Origin of the sequence: Bradyrhizobium sp. Bra78, from assembly GCF_024519855.1 — a bacterium.
Lineage (GTDB): Bacteria > Pseudomonadota > Alphaproteobacteria > Rhizobiales > Xanthobacteraceae > Bradyrhizobium > Bradyrhizobium japonicum_G.
On record NZ_JALJRE010000004.1, the window covers coordinates 62,024 to 78,207 of the forward strand.

9 protein-coding genes are annotated in these 16,184 nt (G+C 65.1%); 3 read left to right on the plus strand and 6 right to left on the minus strand.

Annotation, left to right across the window (positions count from 1 at the left end; all coding sequences use genetic code 11):
* Positions 1-137: 137 nt before the first annotated feature.
* Both OC450_RS10925 and gltB read right to left on the minus strand, forming a co-directional pair.
* Positions 138-1,589, minus strand: a complete 1,452-nt coding sequence (locus OC450_RS10925) for a glutamate synthase subunit beta (RefSeq protein ID WP_262047857.1) — start codon at positions 1,587-1,589, stop codon at positions 138-140.
* A 141-nt stretch (positions 1,590-1,730) separates the two neighbouring features.
* Positions 1,731-6,464 carry a glutamate synthase large subunit gene (gltB, locus tag OC450_RS10930; protein ID WP_262047858.1) on the minus strand — a complete coding sequence of 1,578 codons (4,734 nt, stop codon included), beginning with the start codon at positions 6,462-6,464 and terminating at the stop codon, positions 1,731-1,733.
* Between the two features lie 491 nt (positions 6,465-6,955).
* Here gltB and OC450_RS10935 point away from each other — a divergent pair, with 491 nt between their 5' ends.
* Complete coding sequence (locus tag OC450_RS10935; protein ID WP_262047859.1) at positions 6,956-7,729, plus strand: hypothetical protein; 774 nt, start codon at positions 6,956-6,958, stop codon at positions 7,727-7,729.
* Between the two features lie 64 nt (positions 7,730-7,793).
* Here OC450_RS10935 and OC450_RS10940 read toward each other — a convergent pair whose 3' ends face one another.
* Both OC450_RS10940 and OC450_RS10945 read right to left on the minus strand, forming a co-directional pair.
* Positions 7,794-8,564 carry an alpha/beta fold hydrolase gene (locus OC450_RS10940; protein ID WP_211381321.1) on the minus strand — a complete coding sequence of 257 codons (771 nt, stop codon included), beginning with the start codon at positions 8,562-8,564 and terminating at the stop codon, positions 7,794-7,796.
* A gap of 313 nt (positions 8,565-8,877) precedes the next feature.
* Positions 8,878-9,348, minus strand: a complete 471-nt coding sequence (locus tag OC450_RS10945) for an Hsp20 family protein (protein ID WP_211381322.1) — start codon at positions 9,346-9,348, stop codon at positions 8,878-8,880.
* 221 nt (positions 9,349-9,569) lie between these two features.
* Here OC450_RS10945 and OC450_RS10950 point away from each other — a divergent pair, with 221 nt between their 5' ends.
* Positions 9,570-10,517 carry an alpha/beta fold hydrolase gene (locus tag OC450_RS10950; protein ID WP_211381323.1) on the plus strand — a complete coding sequence of 316 codons (948 nt, stop codon included), beginning with the start codon at positions 9,570-9,572 and terminating at the stop codon, positions 10,515-10,517.
* A 59-nt stretch (positions 10,518-10,576) separates the two neighbouring features.
* On the opposite strand, the gene OC450_RS10955 is transcribed toward OC450_RS10950, so the two are convergent.
* The gene (locus OC450_RS10955) at positions 10,577-13,342 is read right to left on the minus strand and encodes a di-heme-cytochrome C peroxidase (protein ID WP_262047860.1); all 2,766 of its coding nucleotides are present in this window, start codon (positions 13,340-13,342) and stop codon (positions 10,577-10,579) included.
* Positions 13,343-13,515: 173 nt separating this feature from the next.
* The gene (locus OC450_RS10960; RefSeq protein ID WP_211381325.1) at positions 13,516-15,312 is read right to left on the minus strand and encodes an adenylate/guanylate cyclase domain-containing protein; all 1,797 of its coding nucleotides are present in this window, start codon (positions 15,310-15,312) and stop codon (positions 13,516-13,518) included.
* Between the two features lie 237 nt (positions 15,313-15,549).
* On the opposite strand from OC450_RS10960, the gene OC450_RS10965 reads away from it, so the two are divergent.
* Positions 15,550-16,182, plus strand: a complete 633-nt coding sequence (locus tag OC450_RS10965; RefSeq protein ID WP_262047861.1) for a LysE family translocator — start codon at positions 15,550-15,552, stop codon at positions 16,180-16,182.
* Positions 16,183-16,184 lie beyond the last annotated feature (2 nt).

Sequence of the window (16,184 nt, forward strand, 5' to 3'; positions counted from 1 at the left end):
TCCGCTGTTATGCCCCGCGAAGGCGGGGCATCCAGTACGCCGCGGCTTCTCAGTAGATCACAATTGTTTCGGAATACTGGATCGCCCGCTTTCGCGGGCGATGACACCGTTTGTAAATCTTGCAGCGAGCCCAGCGGCTACCGCGGCAGGTCCGTCTTCCCCATCAGGAACATATCGATTGACCGTGCGCACAGCCGGCCCTCGCGGATCGCCCAGACCACCAGTGATTGCCCACGGCGCATGTCGCCGGCGGTGAACACGTTCGGGCGCGAGGTCTGGTAGTCGAGCGTGTTGGCCTTGACGTTGCCGCGCGGGTCGAGCTCGACCGCGAGCTGCTTCAGCAGACCCTCGTGCACGGGGTGCACGAAGCCCATCGCGAGCAGGACGAGCTCGGCGTCGAGATCGAACTCGGTGCCGGCAATCGGCTTGAACTTGTCGTCGACGCGCACGCAGTGCAGCTTCTTGACCTGGCCGTTCTCGCCGGAAAACTTCTGCGTCAGCACGGCGAATTCGCGGACCGCGCCTTCGGCCTGGCTCGACGACGTGCGCATTTTCAGCGGCCAGTTCGGCCAGGTCAGGCCCTTGTTCTCGTGCTCGGGCGGGGCCGGCATGATCTCGAGCTGGGTGACCGAGAGCGCGCCCTGGCGCAGCGAGGTGCCGATGCAGTCGGATCCGGTGTCGCCGCCGCCGATGACGACGACGTGCTTGCCCGCGGCCAGGATCTCGCTGACCCCGTTCAGCGGCTCCTCGGAGACGCGGCGGTTCTGCTGCGGCAGGAAGTCCATGGCGTAGTGGATGCCGGCGAACTCGCGGCCGGGGATCGGCAGGTCGCGCGGGGCTTCGGCGCCGCCGGTCAGCGCGACGGCATCGTACTCGTTGAGCATCTCGCGCGGATCGACATTGCCGTCAGCGCCGACATGGCTGTTGTAGTGGAAGGTGACGCCTTCGCCTTCCATCTGCCTGACGCGGCGGTCGATGACGCCCTTCTCCATCTTGAAGTCGGGAATGCCATAACGAAGCAGGCCGCCGGCCTTGGCGTACTTCTCGAACAGATGCACATCGTGCCCGGCGCGCGCGAGTTGCTGTGCGCAGGCCATGCCGGCCGGACCGGAGCCGATCACCGCGACCTTCTTGCCGGTCTTGACGGAGGCGATTTCGGGCTTGATCCAGCCATTGTCCCAGGCGCGGTCGACGATCGCGCATTCGATGGTCTTGATGGTGACGGGGTTGTCGTCGATGTTGAGCGTGCAGGAGGCCTCGCACGGCGCAGGACAGATGCGGCCGGTGAACTCCGGGAAATTGTTGGTCGAGTGCAGGTTGCGCGACGCCTCTTCCCAGTTGTTCTGGTAGACGAGGTCGTTGAAGTCGGGGATCTGGTTGTTGACCGGGCAGCCGGGCGTGCCGGGCGCGACCGAGCCGGTCCCGTGGCAATAGGGAATGCCGCAATTCATGCAGCGCGCAGCCTGGTCGCGCGTTTCCTTCTCGGTCAAGGGAACGACGAACTCGTTGTAATGCTTCACACGTTCGGCGACCGGGGTGTACTTGCGGTCATGCCGTTCGATTTCGAGAAAACCCGTTATCTTGCCCATTAAACCCGAAGTCCCTGCCGGCTAATTCGTTCTGTTTCTTCTCGTCGTCATTGCGAGAGGCGAAGCGTCGAAGCAATCCAGTGTATCCGAGGAGAAAGTCTGGATTGCTTCGCTACGCTCGCAATGACGGAGTGTGATGCCTTACGCCCCGATCGCAATTTTCGGCTCGGCGTCCGCGTTGGCGGCCATTTCGCGCAGCGCGCGCCGGTACTCGACCGGCATCACCTTGCGGAACTTGGGCAGCCACTCCTTCCAGTTGGCAAGGATGTCGGCCGCGCGCCTCGACCCGGTCGCCTTGGCGTGGCGCGAGATCAGGACGTGCAGCCGCTCGACGTCGGAGTCGAGCAGGTCCTTGAACACGTCGACCCGGCCGTGCGCCTCGAGGTCACCGGAGTGATGGTAGGTTCCGGCGTTGATCAGCTCTTCCGACAGCACCGGCTCGAGCTCGACCATCGCCATGTTGCAGAGCTTGTCGAAGCCGCCGGTCTCGTCAAGCACATAGGCGATGCCGCCGGACATGCCCGCCGCGAAGTTGCGTCCGGTCTTGCCGAGCACGACCACGATGCCGCCGGTCATGTATTCGCAGCAATGGTCGCCGGCGCCTTCGACGACCGCCACCGCGCCCGAATTGCGCACGGCGAAACGCTCGCCGGCGACGCCGCGGAAGTAGCACTCGCCTTGAATGGCGCCGTACATCACGGTGTTGCCGACGATGATGCTCTCTTCCGGCACGATGCTGCTGTTGGCAGGCGGCTTGACGATGATCTTGCCGCCCGACAGACCCTTGCCGACATAGTCGTTGGCTTCACCCTCGAGCTCGAAGGTGACGCCTTGCGCCAGCCACGCGCCGAACGCCTGACCCGCCGTGCCCTTGAGGCTGACATGGATGGTGTCGTGCGGCAGGCCGGCATGGCCGTAGATCTTGGCGACCGTGCCCGACAGCATGGCGCCGGCAGAGCGGTTGGTGCTGTTGATCGCGGCCTCGATCTTCACCGGCGCGCCGCGGTCGAGCGCTGGCGTCGCCTTCTCGATCAGCGTGCGGTCGAGCACCGCCTCCAGATGATGGTTCTGGCGCTCGGAGTGATAGATCTTCTGGCCCTTCTCTTCCTTCTGCTTGACGAACAGCTTCGAGAAGTCGAGGCCCTTGGCCTTCCAGTGCGCGACTAGCTTGGTCTGGTCGAGCAGCTGCACCTGGCCGATCATCTCGTTGAAGCTGCGGAAGCCGAGCGAGGCCATGATCTCGCGGACTTCCTCGGCGACGAAGAAGAAGTAGTTGATCACGTGCTCGGGCTGGCCGGTGAAGCGCTTGCGCAGGACGGGGTCCTGCGTCGCGACGCCGACCGGGCAGGTGTTGAGATGGCATTTGCGCATCATGATGCAGCCGGCCGCGATCAGCGGCGCGGTGGCGAAGCCGAACTCGTCGGCGCCGAGCAGTGCCCCGATCACGACGTCACGGCCGGTGCGGAAGCCGCCGTCGACCTGGACCACGATGCGGCTGCGCAGCCGCTCGCGCACCAGCGTCTGGTGGGTTTCGGCAAGGCCGATCTCCCAGGGGGAGCCGGCGTGCTTGATCGAGGTCAGCGGCGAAGCGCCGGTGCCGCCCTCGAAGCCCGCGATGGTGACATGGTCGGCGCGCGCCTTGGCAACGCCCGCTGCCACCGTGCCGACGCCGATCTCGGAGACGAGCTTGACCGAGACGTCGCCCGCCGGGTTGACGTTCTTGAGGTCGTAGATGAGCTGCGCCAGATCCTCGATCGAGTAGATGTCGTGGTGCGGCGGCGGCGAGATCAGGCCGACGCCCGGCGTCGAGTGCCGGACCTTGGCGATGGTCGCGTCGACCTTGTGGCCGGGCAACTGTCCGCCTTCGCCGGGCTTGGCGCCCTGCGCCATCTTGATCTGCATCATGTCGGAGTTGACGAGATACTCCGTGGTGACGCCGAAGCGGCCCGAGGCGACCTGCTTGATCGCCGAGCGCATGCTGTCGCCGTTCGGCAGCGGCTTGAAGCGGTCGGCTTCCTCGCCGCCTTCGCCGGTGTTCGACTTGCCGCCGATCCGGTTCATGGCGATCGCGAGCGTGGTGTGCGCCTCGCGCGAGATCGAGCCGAAGCTCATCGCGCCGGTGGCGAAACGCCTGACGATGTCCTTGGCGGGCTCGACCTGGTCGAGCGGCACCGGCTTGCGCTTCTCTTCGTCCGCGTTCTTGATCCGGAACAGGCCGCGCAGCGTCAGCAGGCGCTCCGACTGCTCGTTGAGGATCTTGGCGAAGGCGCGGTAGCGCTCCAGCGAATTGCCGCGCGCGGCGTGCTGCAGCAGCCCGACCGACTCGGCGGTCCATGCATGATCCTCGCCACGGCTGCGATAGGCATATTCGCCGCCGACATCGAGCGAGGTCTTGTAGACCAGCGCCTCGCCGAACGCGTCGGCATGGCGGCGCACCGCTTCTTCCGCGATCTCGGCCAGGCCCACGCCCTCGACGCGGGTATGCGTGCCGGCGAAGAACTTTCCGACGAAATCCGCCTTCAGGCCGACCGCGTCGAAGATCTGCGCGCCGCAATACGACTGATAGGTCGAGATGCCCATCTTGGACATCACCTTGAGCAGGCCCTTGCCGATCGACTTGATGTAGCGCTTGACGATCTCGTAGTCGTCGAGCGAGCCGGGCAGGCGGTCCTTCATCGCGATGATGGACTCGAACGCCAGATACGGATTGATCGCTTCCGCGCCGTAGCCGGCGAGACAGGCGAAGTGATGCACTTCGCGCGGCTCGCCGGATTCGACGACGAGGCCGACCGAGGTGCGCAGGCCGGTGCGGATCAGATGATGATGCACGGCGGCGCAAGCCAGCAGCGACGGGATCGGCACCCGGTCGGTGCCGACCATGCGGTCGGACAGGATGATGATGTTGACGCCCTCGCGCACCGCGCTTTCCGCGCGCGCGCAGAGCTCGTCCAGCACCTGGTCCATGCCCGCGGCGCCGAGACCGGCGTGGAAGGTGGTGTCCAGCGTGCGCGACTTGAAGTGCGACTCGGCGACTTCCGAGATCGAGCGGATCTTTTCGAGATCCGCGTCGGTCAGGATCGGCTGACGCGCCTCGAGCCGCTTGGTGGTGGCAAGGCCCTGCAGGTCGAACAGGTTCGGCCGCGGTCCGATGATGGAGACGAGGCTCATCACCAGCTCTTCGCGGATCGGGTCGATCGGCGGATTGGTGACCTGCGCGAAGTTCTGCTTGAAGTAGGTGAACAGCGGCTTGGCCTTGTCCGACAGAGCCGAGATCGGCGTGTCGTTGCCCATCGAGCCCGCGGCTTCCTCGCCGGTGGCCGCCATCGGCGTCATCAGGATGGTGATGTCTTCCTGGCTGTAGCCGAACGCCTGCTGGCGATCGAGCAGCGACAGGTTGGAGCGCACGCCGGTGGTCGGAACCTTCGGCAGCTCTTCCAGCACGATCTGGGTCCGCTCCAGCCATTCCTTGTAGGGATGGCTCTTGGCGAGATCGGCCTTGATCTCGTCGTCGGGGATCAGGCGGCCCTGCTCGAGGTCGACCAGCAGCATCTTGCCGGGCTGCAAGCGCCACTTGGTGATGATCTGGTCCTCGGGGATCGTCAGCACGCCCATTTCGGAAGCCATCACGATGCGGTCGTCCTTGGTGACGAGATAGCGCGCCGGCCGCAATCCGTTGCGGTCGAGCGTGGCGCCGATCTTGCGGCCGTCGGTGAAGGCGATCGCGGCGGGGCCGTCCCACGGCTCCATCAGCGCGGCGTGATATTCGTAGAAGGCGCGGCGGGTCTCATCCATCAGCGGATTGCCGGCCCACGCTTCCGGAATCATCATCATGACCGCGTGCGGCAGCGAGTAGCCGCCCTGCACCAGAAATTCGAGCGCGTTGTCGAAGCAGGCGGTGTCCGACTGGCCTTCATACGAGATCGGCCAGAGCCGGTTGATGTCCTTGCCATAGAGCTCGGAGCTCACAGAGGCCTGGCGCGCCGCCATCCAGTTGGTGTTGCCGCGCAGCGTGTTGATCTCGCCGTTATGCGCGATCATGCGGTAGGGATGCGCCAGCGACCAGGCCGGGAAGGTGTTGGTCGAGAAGCGCTGATGCACCAGCGCCAGCGCGCTCTCGAAGTCCTTTTCGTGCAGATCGGGATAGTACTTGCCGAGCTGGTCGGCGAGGAACATGCCCTTGTAGATCACGGTGCGGCAGGACATCGAGCAGGGATAGTAGCCCGCAAGCCCGCGGTCGCGGCGCTGGTAAATCGCCTGCGAGATCGACTTGCGCAGGATGTAGAGCCGGCGCTCGAAATCGTCCTCGGTCTTGGCGGTGCCGTTGCGGCCGATGAACACCTGCATGCAGGCCGGCTCGGTCGGCTTCACGGTGACGCCGAGCGAGGAATTGTCGGTCGGCACGTCGCGCCAGCCGAGCAGGGTGAGGCCCTCTTCCTTGATCTGGTCGGCGATGATGCTCTTGATGACGTTGCGCCAGGCGGTGTCGCGCGGCATGAACAGCGCGCCGATGGCGTATTCGCCGGGCTGAGGCAGCGCGAAGCCGAGCTCCGCGGCCTTGCGGCTGAAGAAGGCGTGCGGGATCTGCACCAGAATGCCGGCGCCGTCACCGGCGCGCGGATCGGCCCCGACGGCGCCGCGATGCTCGAGGTTGCAGAGGATGCTCAGCGCGTCCGCGACGATCTCGTGGGACTTCTTGCCCTTGATGTTGGCGATGAAGCCGACGCCGCAGGAATCCTTCTCCAGGCTCGGATCGTAGAGGCCAACGGCGGGCGGACGCGAATTGTGTTCCTGAATCGGATCGGTCGTTTTCGAGGCGACGGTCGCCGACAGCTCTTCTGCCACGATGTTTGCGCGCTCGAATTGCGACCCGTTCATGTCCTCGTCCTCTCCGTGCGGCAAGCTGCCTCACCGCTATCTTCGGCGCACCTTGGGCGTTCCGCGGCACCCGCCTCTGGGTCACCGCTCGTCCGCTGCGAGCCGCATTTTCTTAAATTCAGGCCAAGGCGTTCTTCGTCCCCGAGAACGGCTTTGCCTGTTGCCTTCCTGGCGCTCGAAAGCACCGACTTTCGTTGCAATCCGTATGCCGGAACTGCAAGCAAAATTGAGACAGTCTTCCTGTCCTAACCATCACCTTGCCAAATTTTTGTCTATCACACAAGCGCGCGAAAGTCCCGATTCCCGATATGTCAATCAATCGCTTTCCGAAAGTTGCGCGGCCCCGGTTTTGAAGCAAACGCGCCCTGATCCGGCCCTGCCGACGCCGGAATCCCGAATGAAGCTTCGGATCAGCCCTTCGAAAGGCGCGCCACGCCGCAAGAAGCGAAAGAGCGCGAGAGCTTCGGGGGCCTGACAGGAGCGTGTCGACCATGAAGTTTTTCACAGGATGTGTGGCCGCTGCCACGCTGGTGCTGGCTGCGACCGCGGCTCAGGCGCAAGTTCTTGCGCAAGTTCCGGCGAACGGTATCGGAAGCGGGGCCGCCATCGCGGTCTCGGATTTCGACGGACCCTATGGGCCGCCGGACGCCGCGCCGCCCCCGCCGCCGCGTTACGGCTACGGCTATGGCTACGGAGAACGCGGCCCGGCCCCGGTACTGCTGCCGTCGACGGAGGTCTACGCGGTGCTGCGCGAAAACGGCTTCTCGCCGCTGGGCATCCCGCGCCTGCGCGGCAGCGTCTACACCATCGCGGTGATAGACCGCCGCGGTGACGACGGCCGGCTGGTCATCGACGCCCGCGACGGGAGAATCTTGCGCTTCATGCCGGCCAGGGACGCCTATGGCATGGCGCCCGGCTACGATGAGCCCGCGGTTGCGCCCTACCGCCCGCAAAGCGCGCTGCCGCCACCGACCATGGTCCGCAGCGGCCCGCCGCGCCCGCCGGCCTCGATTCCGCATGTTGCCAGCCGCACCGTGCCGCTGCCCAGGGCCGCCCCGCCGCGCGGCGAAGCGCCGCTCGCCGCCGCCAAGCCGGCCGAGCCTGCGACGGTGCAGGCCCAGCCTGCGCAACAGACCGCGGCTGCCGTGCAGCCCAAGCCGGCCGAGGCCCCGCCGCAAACCATCGCTCCAACCGTCGGGCAGGCGAAGCCCGCGCCAACGATCCTGCCGACGCAGGAGATGCCAGCCGCACAAGGGTTGGATTAGCGCGCGGTCGCAACAAAAAAGCGCCCGAGAGCCTCGGGCGCTTTTGCGACACAGCGACGGTGTCTCAGCTCCGGCCATACCCCGCGGCTTCCAGGATCAGATTCGCGACCTCCTTCGGATGCGACACCAGCGAGAGGTGGCCGGCATCGAGTTCGATCGTGGTTGCGTTCATGCGCTTGGCGAGGAAGCGTTCGAAATCGGGATTGATGGTGTCGTCGTTCTTCGACACCGCGTACCAGCTCGGCTTCGAATGCCATGCAGCCTCGGTGGTGCGACCGGCGAAGATCGAGGCGGCCGTCGGCCATTGCACCGCGTAGAGCTCCTTGGCCTGCTCCGGCTTCACGCCATTGGCGAAGTATTTCAGGAAGGCGTCTTCCGACAGCTTGGTGTAGCCGTCGTGCTCGACGATGCCGGCGCGCACCGGGCCGGTCGGGAATTGCTTCGACAACGCGACGAAATCCTCGTTGGCATCGGGCGCGCGGGCGGCGACATAAACGAGGCCGGTGACCTTCGGATCGGTGCCGACCTGGCTGATCACCGTGCCGCCCCAGGAATGCGCGACCAGCACGGTCGGTCCGTCCTGCTCGGCGAGCGCGCGCTTGGTTGCGTCAACGGAGTCCGCCAGCGACGACAGCGGATTTTGCACGGCAGTCACGTGCAGGCCTGCGGCCTGGAGGATCGGGATCACCTCCGACCAGCTCGAGCCGTCGGCCCAGGCGCCGTGCACCAGCACGACGTTCCTGGCCTTCACCGTCTGCGGGGTCTGCGCGTGAGCAAGGCTGAGGGGGGCCGCCAAAAGGCTCGCGGCGACGAAAAAGCTGCGCCAGAAAGTCATGATCGTTCTCCGTCTTGTTTTGGGTTCGATATCCAAAGGACGAGGCGCGGGCGTTGGTGTTACGCCATTTCACCGCTCTGTGATGCGGCACAACGGTCCAGTACGGCAGTTCAGCAATCGGTGACGTCCTGGCGACGGCAAAGACCATCATCTCTAGGAAGGTATGGCAGATCCGTCGTTCGGTATTCCTTCCGCGCACGATTGACCGATCTCGCGGCAGGATTTCTTGGCTTCGCCGGGACGAGCAGAGCCAAACAAAAAAACGCCCCGGGGCACCGGGGCGTTTTCGCAACTCGGAAGTGGCGCGCGTGAATTAGGCCGCGGCTTGCGTGGCCGAGTTCTCGATCACCTGCGCCTTGGGCGCGCCGACGTTGATCGCGATCTGGCGCGGCTTCTTGGCCTCGGGAATCTCGCGAACGAGGTCGACGTGAAGCAGGCCGTTCTCGAGCGAGGCGTCCTTCACCTGCACGAAGTCGGCGAGCTGGAAGGCGCGTTCGAAGGCACGCGCGGCGATGCCGCGGTAGAGCACTTCGGCCTTGCTGTTCTCGTTGGCGACCTTCTCGCCTTTGATCGTCAGCGTGTTTTCCTTCGCGACGAGGGAGAGCTCGTCCTTGGCGAAGCCCGAGACCGCAACGGTGATGCGGTAGGTGTTCTCGCCGGTGCGCTCGATGTTGTAGGGGGGATAACCGGGGCTGCCGTCCGAACCGGCCTGGTCGAGCAGGTTGAAGAGGCGGTCGAAGCCGACGGTGGAACGATAGAACGGGGTCAGATCGTAGGTACGCATGGTCAAGTCCTCCATTGAGCGACTGTTGAGTAACCCGCCCGCCAATCGGGCCGGGCTTTAGTCTGTGTGCAGCCTGATGTTCCGGTTCCGAAACACTGGTAGCGGCCTGCACCATGGTGATATGGGTTCAGGGGAACGGCGTTCAAGAGGGCGGCAAGCAGCGCCTTTTCGGCGCTCCCGCCCCTTGATCTGCAGCACTTGGCGCCCAAGCCCTTCCAATCATGACGCTGGTCTCGATTCCGTCCAATCCAGTTCCCGAAGACGTCGTCAGCGGCACCATCAAGACTCCCGATGGCGTCGAGCTGCGCTTTGCGCGCTGGGCACCGCCCGCGAACCGCAAGGGCACGGTCTGTGTCTTCACCGGACGCAGCGAGCAGATCGAGAAATATTTCGAGACCGTGCGCGATCTGCGCGACCGCGGCTTTGCGGTGGCGATGATCGACTGGCGCGGGCAGGGCCACTCCTCGCGCCGCCTGCGCGATCCGCGCAAGGGCTATGTGCGTGACTTCGCCGATTTCGAAATCGACGTCGAGACCTTCGTGCAGCAGGTGGTGCTGCCGGATTGTCCGCCGCCCTTCTTCGCGCTCGCCCATTCCATGGGCGGCACGGTGATGCTGCGGGTGGCGCATGCCGGCAAGCGCTGGTTCGACCGCATGGTGCTGTCGGCGCCGATGATCGACCTGCCCGGCCGCACCACGTCGTTTCCGGCGCGGGCGCTGCTGAAGACGATGCGCCTGCTGGGGCAGGGCGGCCGTTATGTCCCCGGCGGCAGCGACCGCATCACCGGGCTCGATCCCTTCATCAACAATCCCCTCACCAGCGATCCCGTGCGCTATGCGCGCAATGCCGCGATCCTGGAGGAGGATCCGACGCTCGGGCTGGCGTCACCGACGGTCGCCTGGGCCGATACCGCCTTCCGTGCCATGCACACCTTCAAGGGCAAGAACTACCCCTCGGAGATCCGCCAGCCGATTCTGATGCTGGCGGCCTCCAGCGACACCGTGGTCTCGACCGCCGCGATCGAGGAGTTCGCGTATCATTTGCGGGCCGGCTCCCATCTCGTGATCGCCGGCGCCAAGCACGAGATCCTGCAGGAGCAGGATCGCTACCGCTCGCAATTCTGGGCCGCCTTCGACGCCTTCGTGCCGGGCACGCCGCTGTTCAAGTGAGGCGGCGGCGAAGGTGAGCTCCCTCGCCCCGTTTTGACGGGGAGAGGTGTGGCGGCAGCTCACAGCGTCTTCAGATACTCGATCAGATCGTAGCGCTCGGCATCATCCTTGAACATGCGGCCGATCACGCCGGGACGTTTGTCCTCGCCCGGCTTGCGCTCGAAGGAATGACCGAGCACGCTGTTGCCCTGGACCGGATCCTTCTCCGACCCCGCGGAGAACTCCGTTTCACCCGTCTTGCATTGCTCGCCTGCGGTGACCGCAAAGCCGACGGTCACGGGATCATAGTCGCGGTGGCCCATGCAGAACTTCGTCGGGCGCTCGCTTGCAGGCTTCAGCAGCCAGTAGAGCGACGGCACCGAACCGTTGTGCAGATAAGGCGCGGTGGCCCAGACGCCGTTCAGCGGCCGGGCGCGATAGCGCGGCCCGGGCGCCGGATTGAGGCAGTTCTTGCGCGCGAGATTCCACAATTTCGCCCGCTCGGCTTCCGGAGTCTTCTCGTCGTCCATCCACTTGCGGGCAACGAGGTCCACCACTGTCATGAGACCGAGCGCATACACCATCTCGGTCGGCGAACTCGCCGTCGGGATGTCGCATTGCCACCAGGTCTTGAGGTCGGCCGTATTCACCTTCAGGAAGCCGGGCATATCGACGATCCTGTTGCTGAGCACGAGCGACTGTTCGGGATCCGTCTTGATCTCGTCGAGGGGAATCGTCACCGCGTTCAGGACCTTGCCGTCGCCGTTCGACTCCCAATGTCCGGAGGACCAGAAAGCCGGGGTGTCGACGGCCGGCAGATGGCATCCGGAACACATCTCGGCGTAGATCTTGCGGCCGTTGTCGATCTTCTTCTGATCGAGCTTCCATTTGTCGTCGAGGATCTGCGACGGCCATTTCGGCGCCAGCAGGCCGCCGAACTTCGGACCTGTGGACGGATCGGCCGGCTTGAACGGATCGGGACCTCTCAGCAGGTCCTCGATCCAGCCGAGTGTCCTGATGTTGACCGAGGACCGCCAGAGCCTGTCCTCCGGATAGGCGTCCGACAGGTTGAGCAGCGCGGTGACGCCGAGGGCTTCGCCGGCATTGCGGATCAGCGGCTGCTCGATCGAGGCGTCGTACTGGGCGAACTTGAACCACGGCACGGTCCAGATCGGGGGGTAGCTGACCGGTGCGTCCTGGGCATGCAGGTTCTTCTCGAATCCCTTGATCCCGCTCAGCGCCAGATCCTGCGAGAACACCTGGTTGCCGATGCGGTTGAGGGCATCGAGGCGGCCGAACCCTTCCTCGGTATCCTTCTGCTGCTTGCCGTCCCAGGTCTTCTTGCCTTCAATCGTCTTTTCCTGGGTTTTCACCCAGTCGATCAGGAAGCTGCCGATCGCGCCAAGCTTCTGCTTGAGTGCGTCGCGGTCCGTCTTGCTGGCTTCGGGGCCGAGCACGCGATCGGCAAAGCGCTGGAAGCGGAACGGGACATAGAGCGTGTAGGCGATCGACAGGCCGGTCGAGATCTCGAGCTTCTTCAGATCGGTCATGGCCGGGCCGCCGTCGAAGCGCACGTCCACGCCCTTGTAGTGGATCTGGCCGGTATGGCAGGCCGCGCAGGTCAGCCCGATCTTGTCCTGCTCGCGACGGCCCGTCGCAGGATCGACGACACCGGTCATCCGTGCAAAGCCGACCGGCAGGCCGTCGACGTTCTCCGCAGGCGTCCACCGGGTCGACCAGTCCGGCACCTGCGTCGTCTCGTAGACATTGGCGTAACCGAAGCGGCGCAGCGTTGTCGCGTCGGTCTGGATCGATTGCGGGCTCGGAATGAAGCCGAAGCTCTCCAGATAGGCGCTGTCCTTCATCATGCCCGGTTGCGAGAACAGGCGAAGGCGCGGCTGCTCCAGTGCCATGAACCAGTCATAGGGCACCGGGAAGGTCGCGGTTCCCTGGCTGGCATGATGGAACCAGTGCCGGTCCTTCAGCGACCAGTTCTGCTCGAGCCAGTAGGCTGCATTCGTCTCCGGGACCGCGGGCAAGGGCGGCGGCAGAAGATTCACGAGGATGCCCTTCTGCGGCAGCATGGCGCGGACCTGGTTGGGGAATTCGGCGACCGCAACCAGGATGACGAGACCGATGGCGATCAGCAGTGCCGCAAGCTTGAGGGCGCCGCGCACGGTGCGCTGGCAGGCCGACGGCACCGGCTGCGACAGCAGCCGCTGGTCGATGCGCCCGGGGAATTTGCGTTCGTTGAACAGAGTGCGCACGTCGGCGACGCTGAGATAGCGGTCCTCACCCTCGCCCTTGCCGATGATCTTCAGCAGGATCGGCCATTCGAATTTCATCAGCAGGGGATAGTACCAGCGCACCGCGCTGCCGGCGCGCTTGAGGTTGTCGCGCATGAAGACGGCGATTTCCGATGCGTTGAGACCGAGTTCGGAGCCGCCGCCGTTCGGATCCGGGTAATTCCGGCCGAAGCTTGCAAACCGCGCGATCTCGTCCTCATCGACCTTGCCGTCGACACCGAGGATGCGCGAGCCGGCACCGCGTTTGTCGAGCGGGCCGCCGCGCAGCGCGTCGAGCTGCGCGCCCGAAAACAGACTCTTCAGGATGTGACCTAGACCGTTGGCGATGAGCGCCACGCCGTAGACCTGGAAGCGTGCGAATGCCTTCATCGGCCCGGTCTCGCCGCTCGCATCCGCGATTGTCTGCGCCAACGTGCCGAGCGGGACAGTCCCGCCGTCGACGAAGCCTTCGCCGACGAGGCCACGCAGGAATGGACAGGGATTGTTCGGCGAGACCTGGATCGAGGGGTCGAAGGGGGGCTTCGAAGCGGAATCGTGCATGGCCCAAATCCTGAAAACGGCGAATCGTCAAAAACGGACGCGCCGATCACGCGCGGAAAGTCCTAACAAACCGGCAGCACATATACTACTTCCGCGTGTGGCGAAGTGTGGCCGAATTCACTGTCGTGTCAATAAAGCCGGATGGGAAATTGCCGCTTGGCCGCGGCTTGCCCTCAGGACTCGGCGGCGCGCTTGAGGTCGCTCTGGACCAGGGTCAGCTTGCTGAGCGGCACGCCCGCTTTCAGAAGTCCCTCGCGGTACTGGGCAAGGTCCTCGGAACGCTTCCAGTGGAAATTGCGCAAGTGACGATCGACATTCAGGGTCGGGTAGTTGCCCATGAGCACGCGGGTTGCCTCGAAGGCTTCGCTGTCCCGCCCCATTTGCGCTAGCGCCGCGGCGCGGATCGCCAGCGCCTGCAAATGGTTCGGGTTGACGTAGAGCTGTTCGCGCGCCCACGACAGCGTCGCGTCGTATTGCCCCAGCAGGTAGTGGCTGAAGGCGTTCAGCGCGGCCCATTGGTAGCGCGGATCGCTGTTGTCGCGCTGCGCGGCCATCGAGAACAGCTCGATCGCCTCGCGGTGCTCGCCGATGACGAAATGGCAGATGCCCAGCACGCCGCGCGCGCCATTGTCGTAGGGGTTGAGCGCGACCGCGCGCTTGGCCGCATCCATCGCGGCCTCGTAGTGCCCTTCCAGCGCGTGGGACCAGGACAGGATCGAGAACGCAAAGGACGAGCGCGGGTCGAGCCGGACGCTGGTCTCGGCGAGGTTCATCGCCTCGGCCCACATCTCGCGCGTGCCCTTGACCCAGCCGAACTGGATGCTCTGGATCTGGATCGTGGCGAGATAGGCGTGCGCGATCGACAGCTTTGGATCGAGCCTGATGGCTTCCCGGAACAGGTCGACGGCGGTCGCCAAATCTTCCTTGGTCTGCCGATAGTAGTGCGACAGTCCCTTGAGGAAGCGGTCCCACGCGGTGACGTCGGTCGAGAGCCGCGCCGGCGCCGAGGCCTCGGCCCGGACGATCTCGGTGGCGATCGCGGCGCACAGGTTGGTGGTGATCTCGTCCTGCATCGCGAAGAAGTCGCCGATGTCGCGGTCGTAACGGCCGGTCCAGAGCTGCTCGCCGGTCTCCGGCGCGATCAGCTCGGCGGTGACGCGGATTTTTGCTCCGGCGCGCCGCACTGACCCCTGGATCAGATAGGTGGCGTCGATCTCGCGCGCGATCAGCCGGGTGCTGGTGTTCTTGCCTTTGAAGGCGAAGGTCGAGTTGCGGCTCAGCACGCGATAGAAGGATTGCAGCGCCAGCGCGTGGATCAGATCCTCGGTGAGGCCGTCGGAGAAATATTCGTCCTGGGCGTCGCTGAGATTGGCGAAGGGCAGCACGCCGACGATCGCGGTCCGGTACTGCTGCGCGAGATTGGATGCCTCCTTCAGCTCGGGCGCAAGCGCCGGTGCGCCCTCGTGCGTCCAGGTCCAGACGCCGATCGGATCTCTGATGTTCTTGAAGCGGTGGTTGCCGGCATCGACCAGCGGCACGTTGAGATGCTTGCTCGCTTCCTCGTAGGCCTTGGCCGAAATCGCGAAGCCGCCGGGGCTCGCGACCGATTCGAGGCGGACGGCAATGTTGACATCGTCACCGAACACCTCGTCCTCATCGGCGATGACGTCGCCCATGTGGATGCCGAGCCGGAACTGCATGGCGCGCTCGCTGGGCAGATGGTGGTTGCGCTCCGCCATCAGCATCTGCATCGCGATCGCCGCCTCGGTGGCGCCGACGATGCTCGGGAACTCCAGCAGGAAGCCGTCGCCGGTGTTTTTGACGACGCGGCCGCCGTGATTGAGGATGATGGGGTGGATCGCGCTGCGATGGGCCTTGAAGGCGGCATGGGTGCCGGCCTCGTCGCTGCCCATCATGCGCGAATAGCCGGCGACATCGGCGCAGACAATGGCGGCCAGACGTCTTTCCATCTTCCGGGGCTCCAAGGCGACTTGGTAAGGGACCTGGGACCGGCCACGGCGTGGCAGTCGCCTCGAATCCCGCATTTCAAGCACCCTGCCTTTATAGAGCAGATGAGCCCGAGAGAAAGTATGATCCGCATTGCAAATTCGAGGTAAATTCTCCGCAATCCCGGCGGTGGACGGCCGCCGGCGAACCGATTAAGCCGGCCCCGAGGACGACGGTTCGGCCGCGGAGGCATCTCGTACATGCTGGGCATTCACGAAATCTGGCTCTTCGTCCTGTCGGGCGTGCTGCTCAACATCACGCCGGGGCCGGATACGGTCTACGTGATCGGCCGCAGCATGCAGATGGGGTGGCGAGGCGGCGCCGCCGCTGCACTCGGCATCAGCTGCGGCTGCTTTTTCCACGTCGCGGGCGCCGCGATCGGTCTTTCGGCCCTGCTGATGGCTTCGTCGACCGCGTTCTCGATCCTGAAGCTCGCCGGCGCGGCCTATCTCGTCGTGACGGGACTTCAGATGCTGTGGTCGCGGCCGGCGCTGGCGACGGCCATCGAGCAGCCCGGGCGGAGCTCACTGCGGCAGGTCTTCCTCCAGGGCGTCTTCACCAACGCGCTCAATCCCAAGGTCGCGCTGTTCTTCCTGGCCTTCTTGCCGCAATTCGTCGCAGCCGATTCACCGCACAAGCCGCTCGCCTTCCTTACGCTCGGCCTGATCTTCATCTGCACGGGCACGCTGTGGTGCCTGGTGCTGGCCGCGTTCGCGGCCAAGGCCGCGCACCGCTTGCGGAGCTCCGAACGCGCGATCGCCTGGGTCAACCGCGCGCTTGGCGGCCTCTTCGTCTATCTCGGCATCCGCGTCGCCATGCTGGAGGCGCGGTAGCC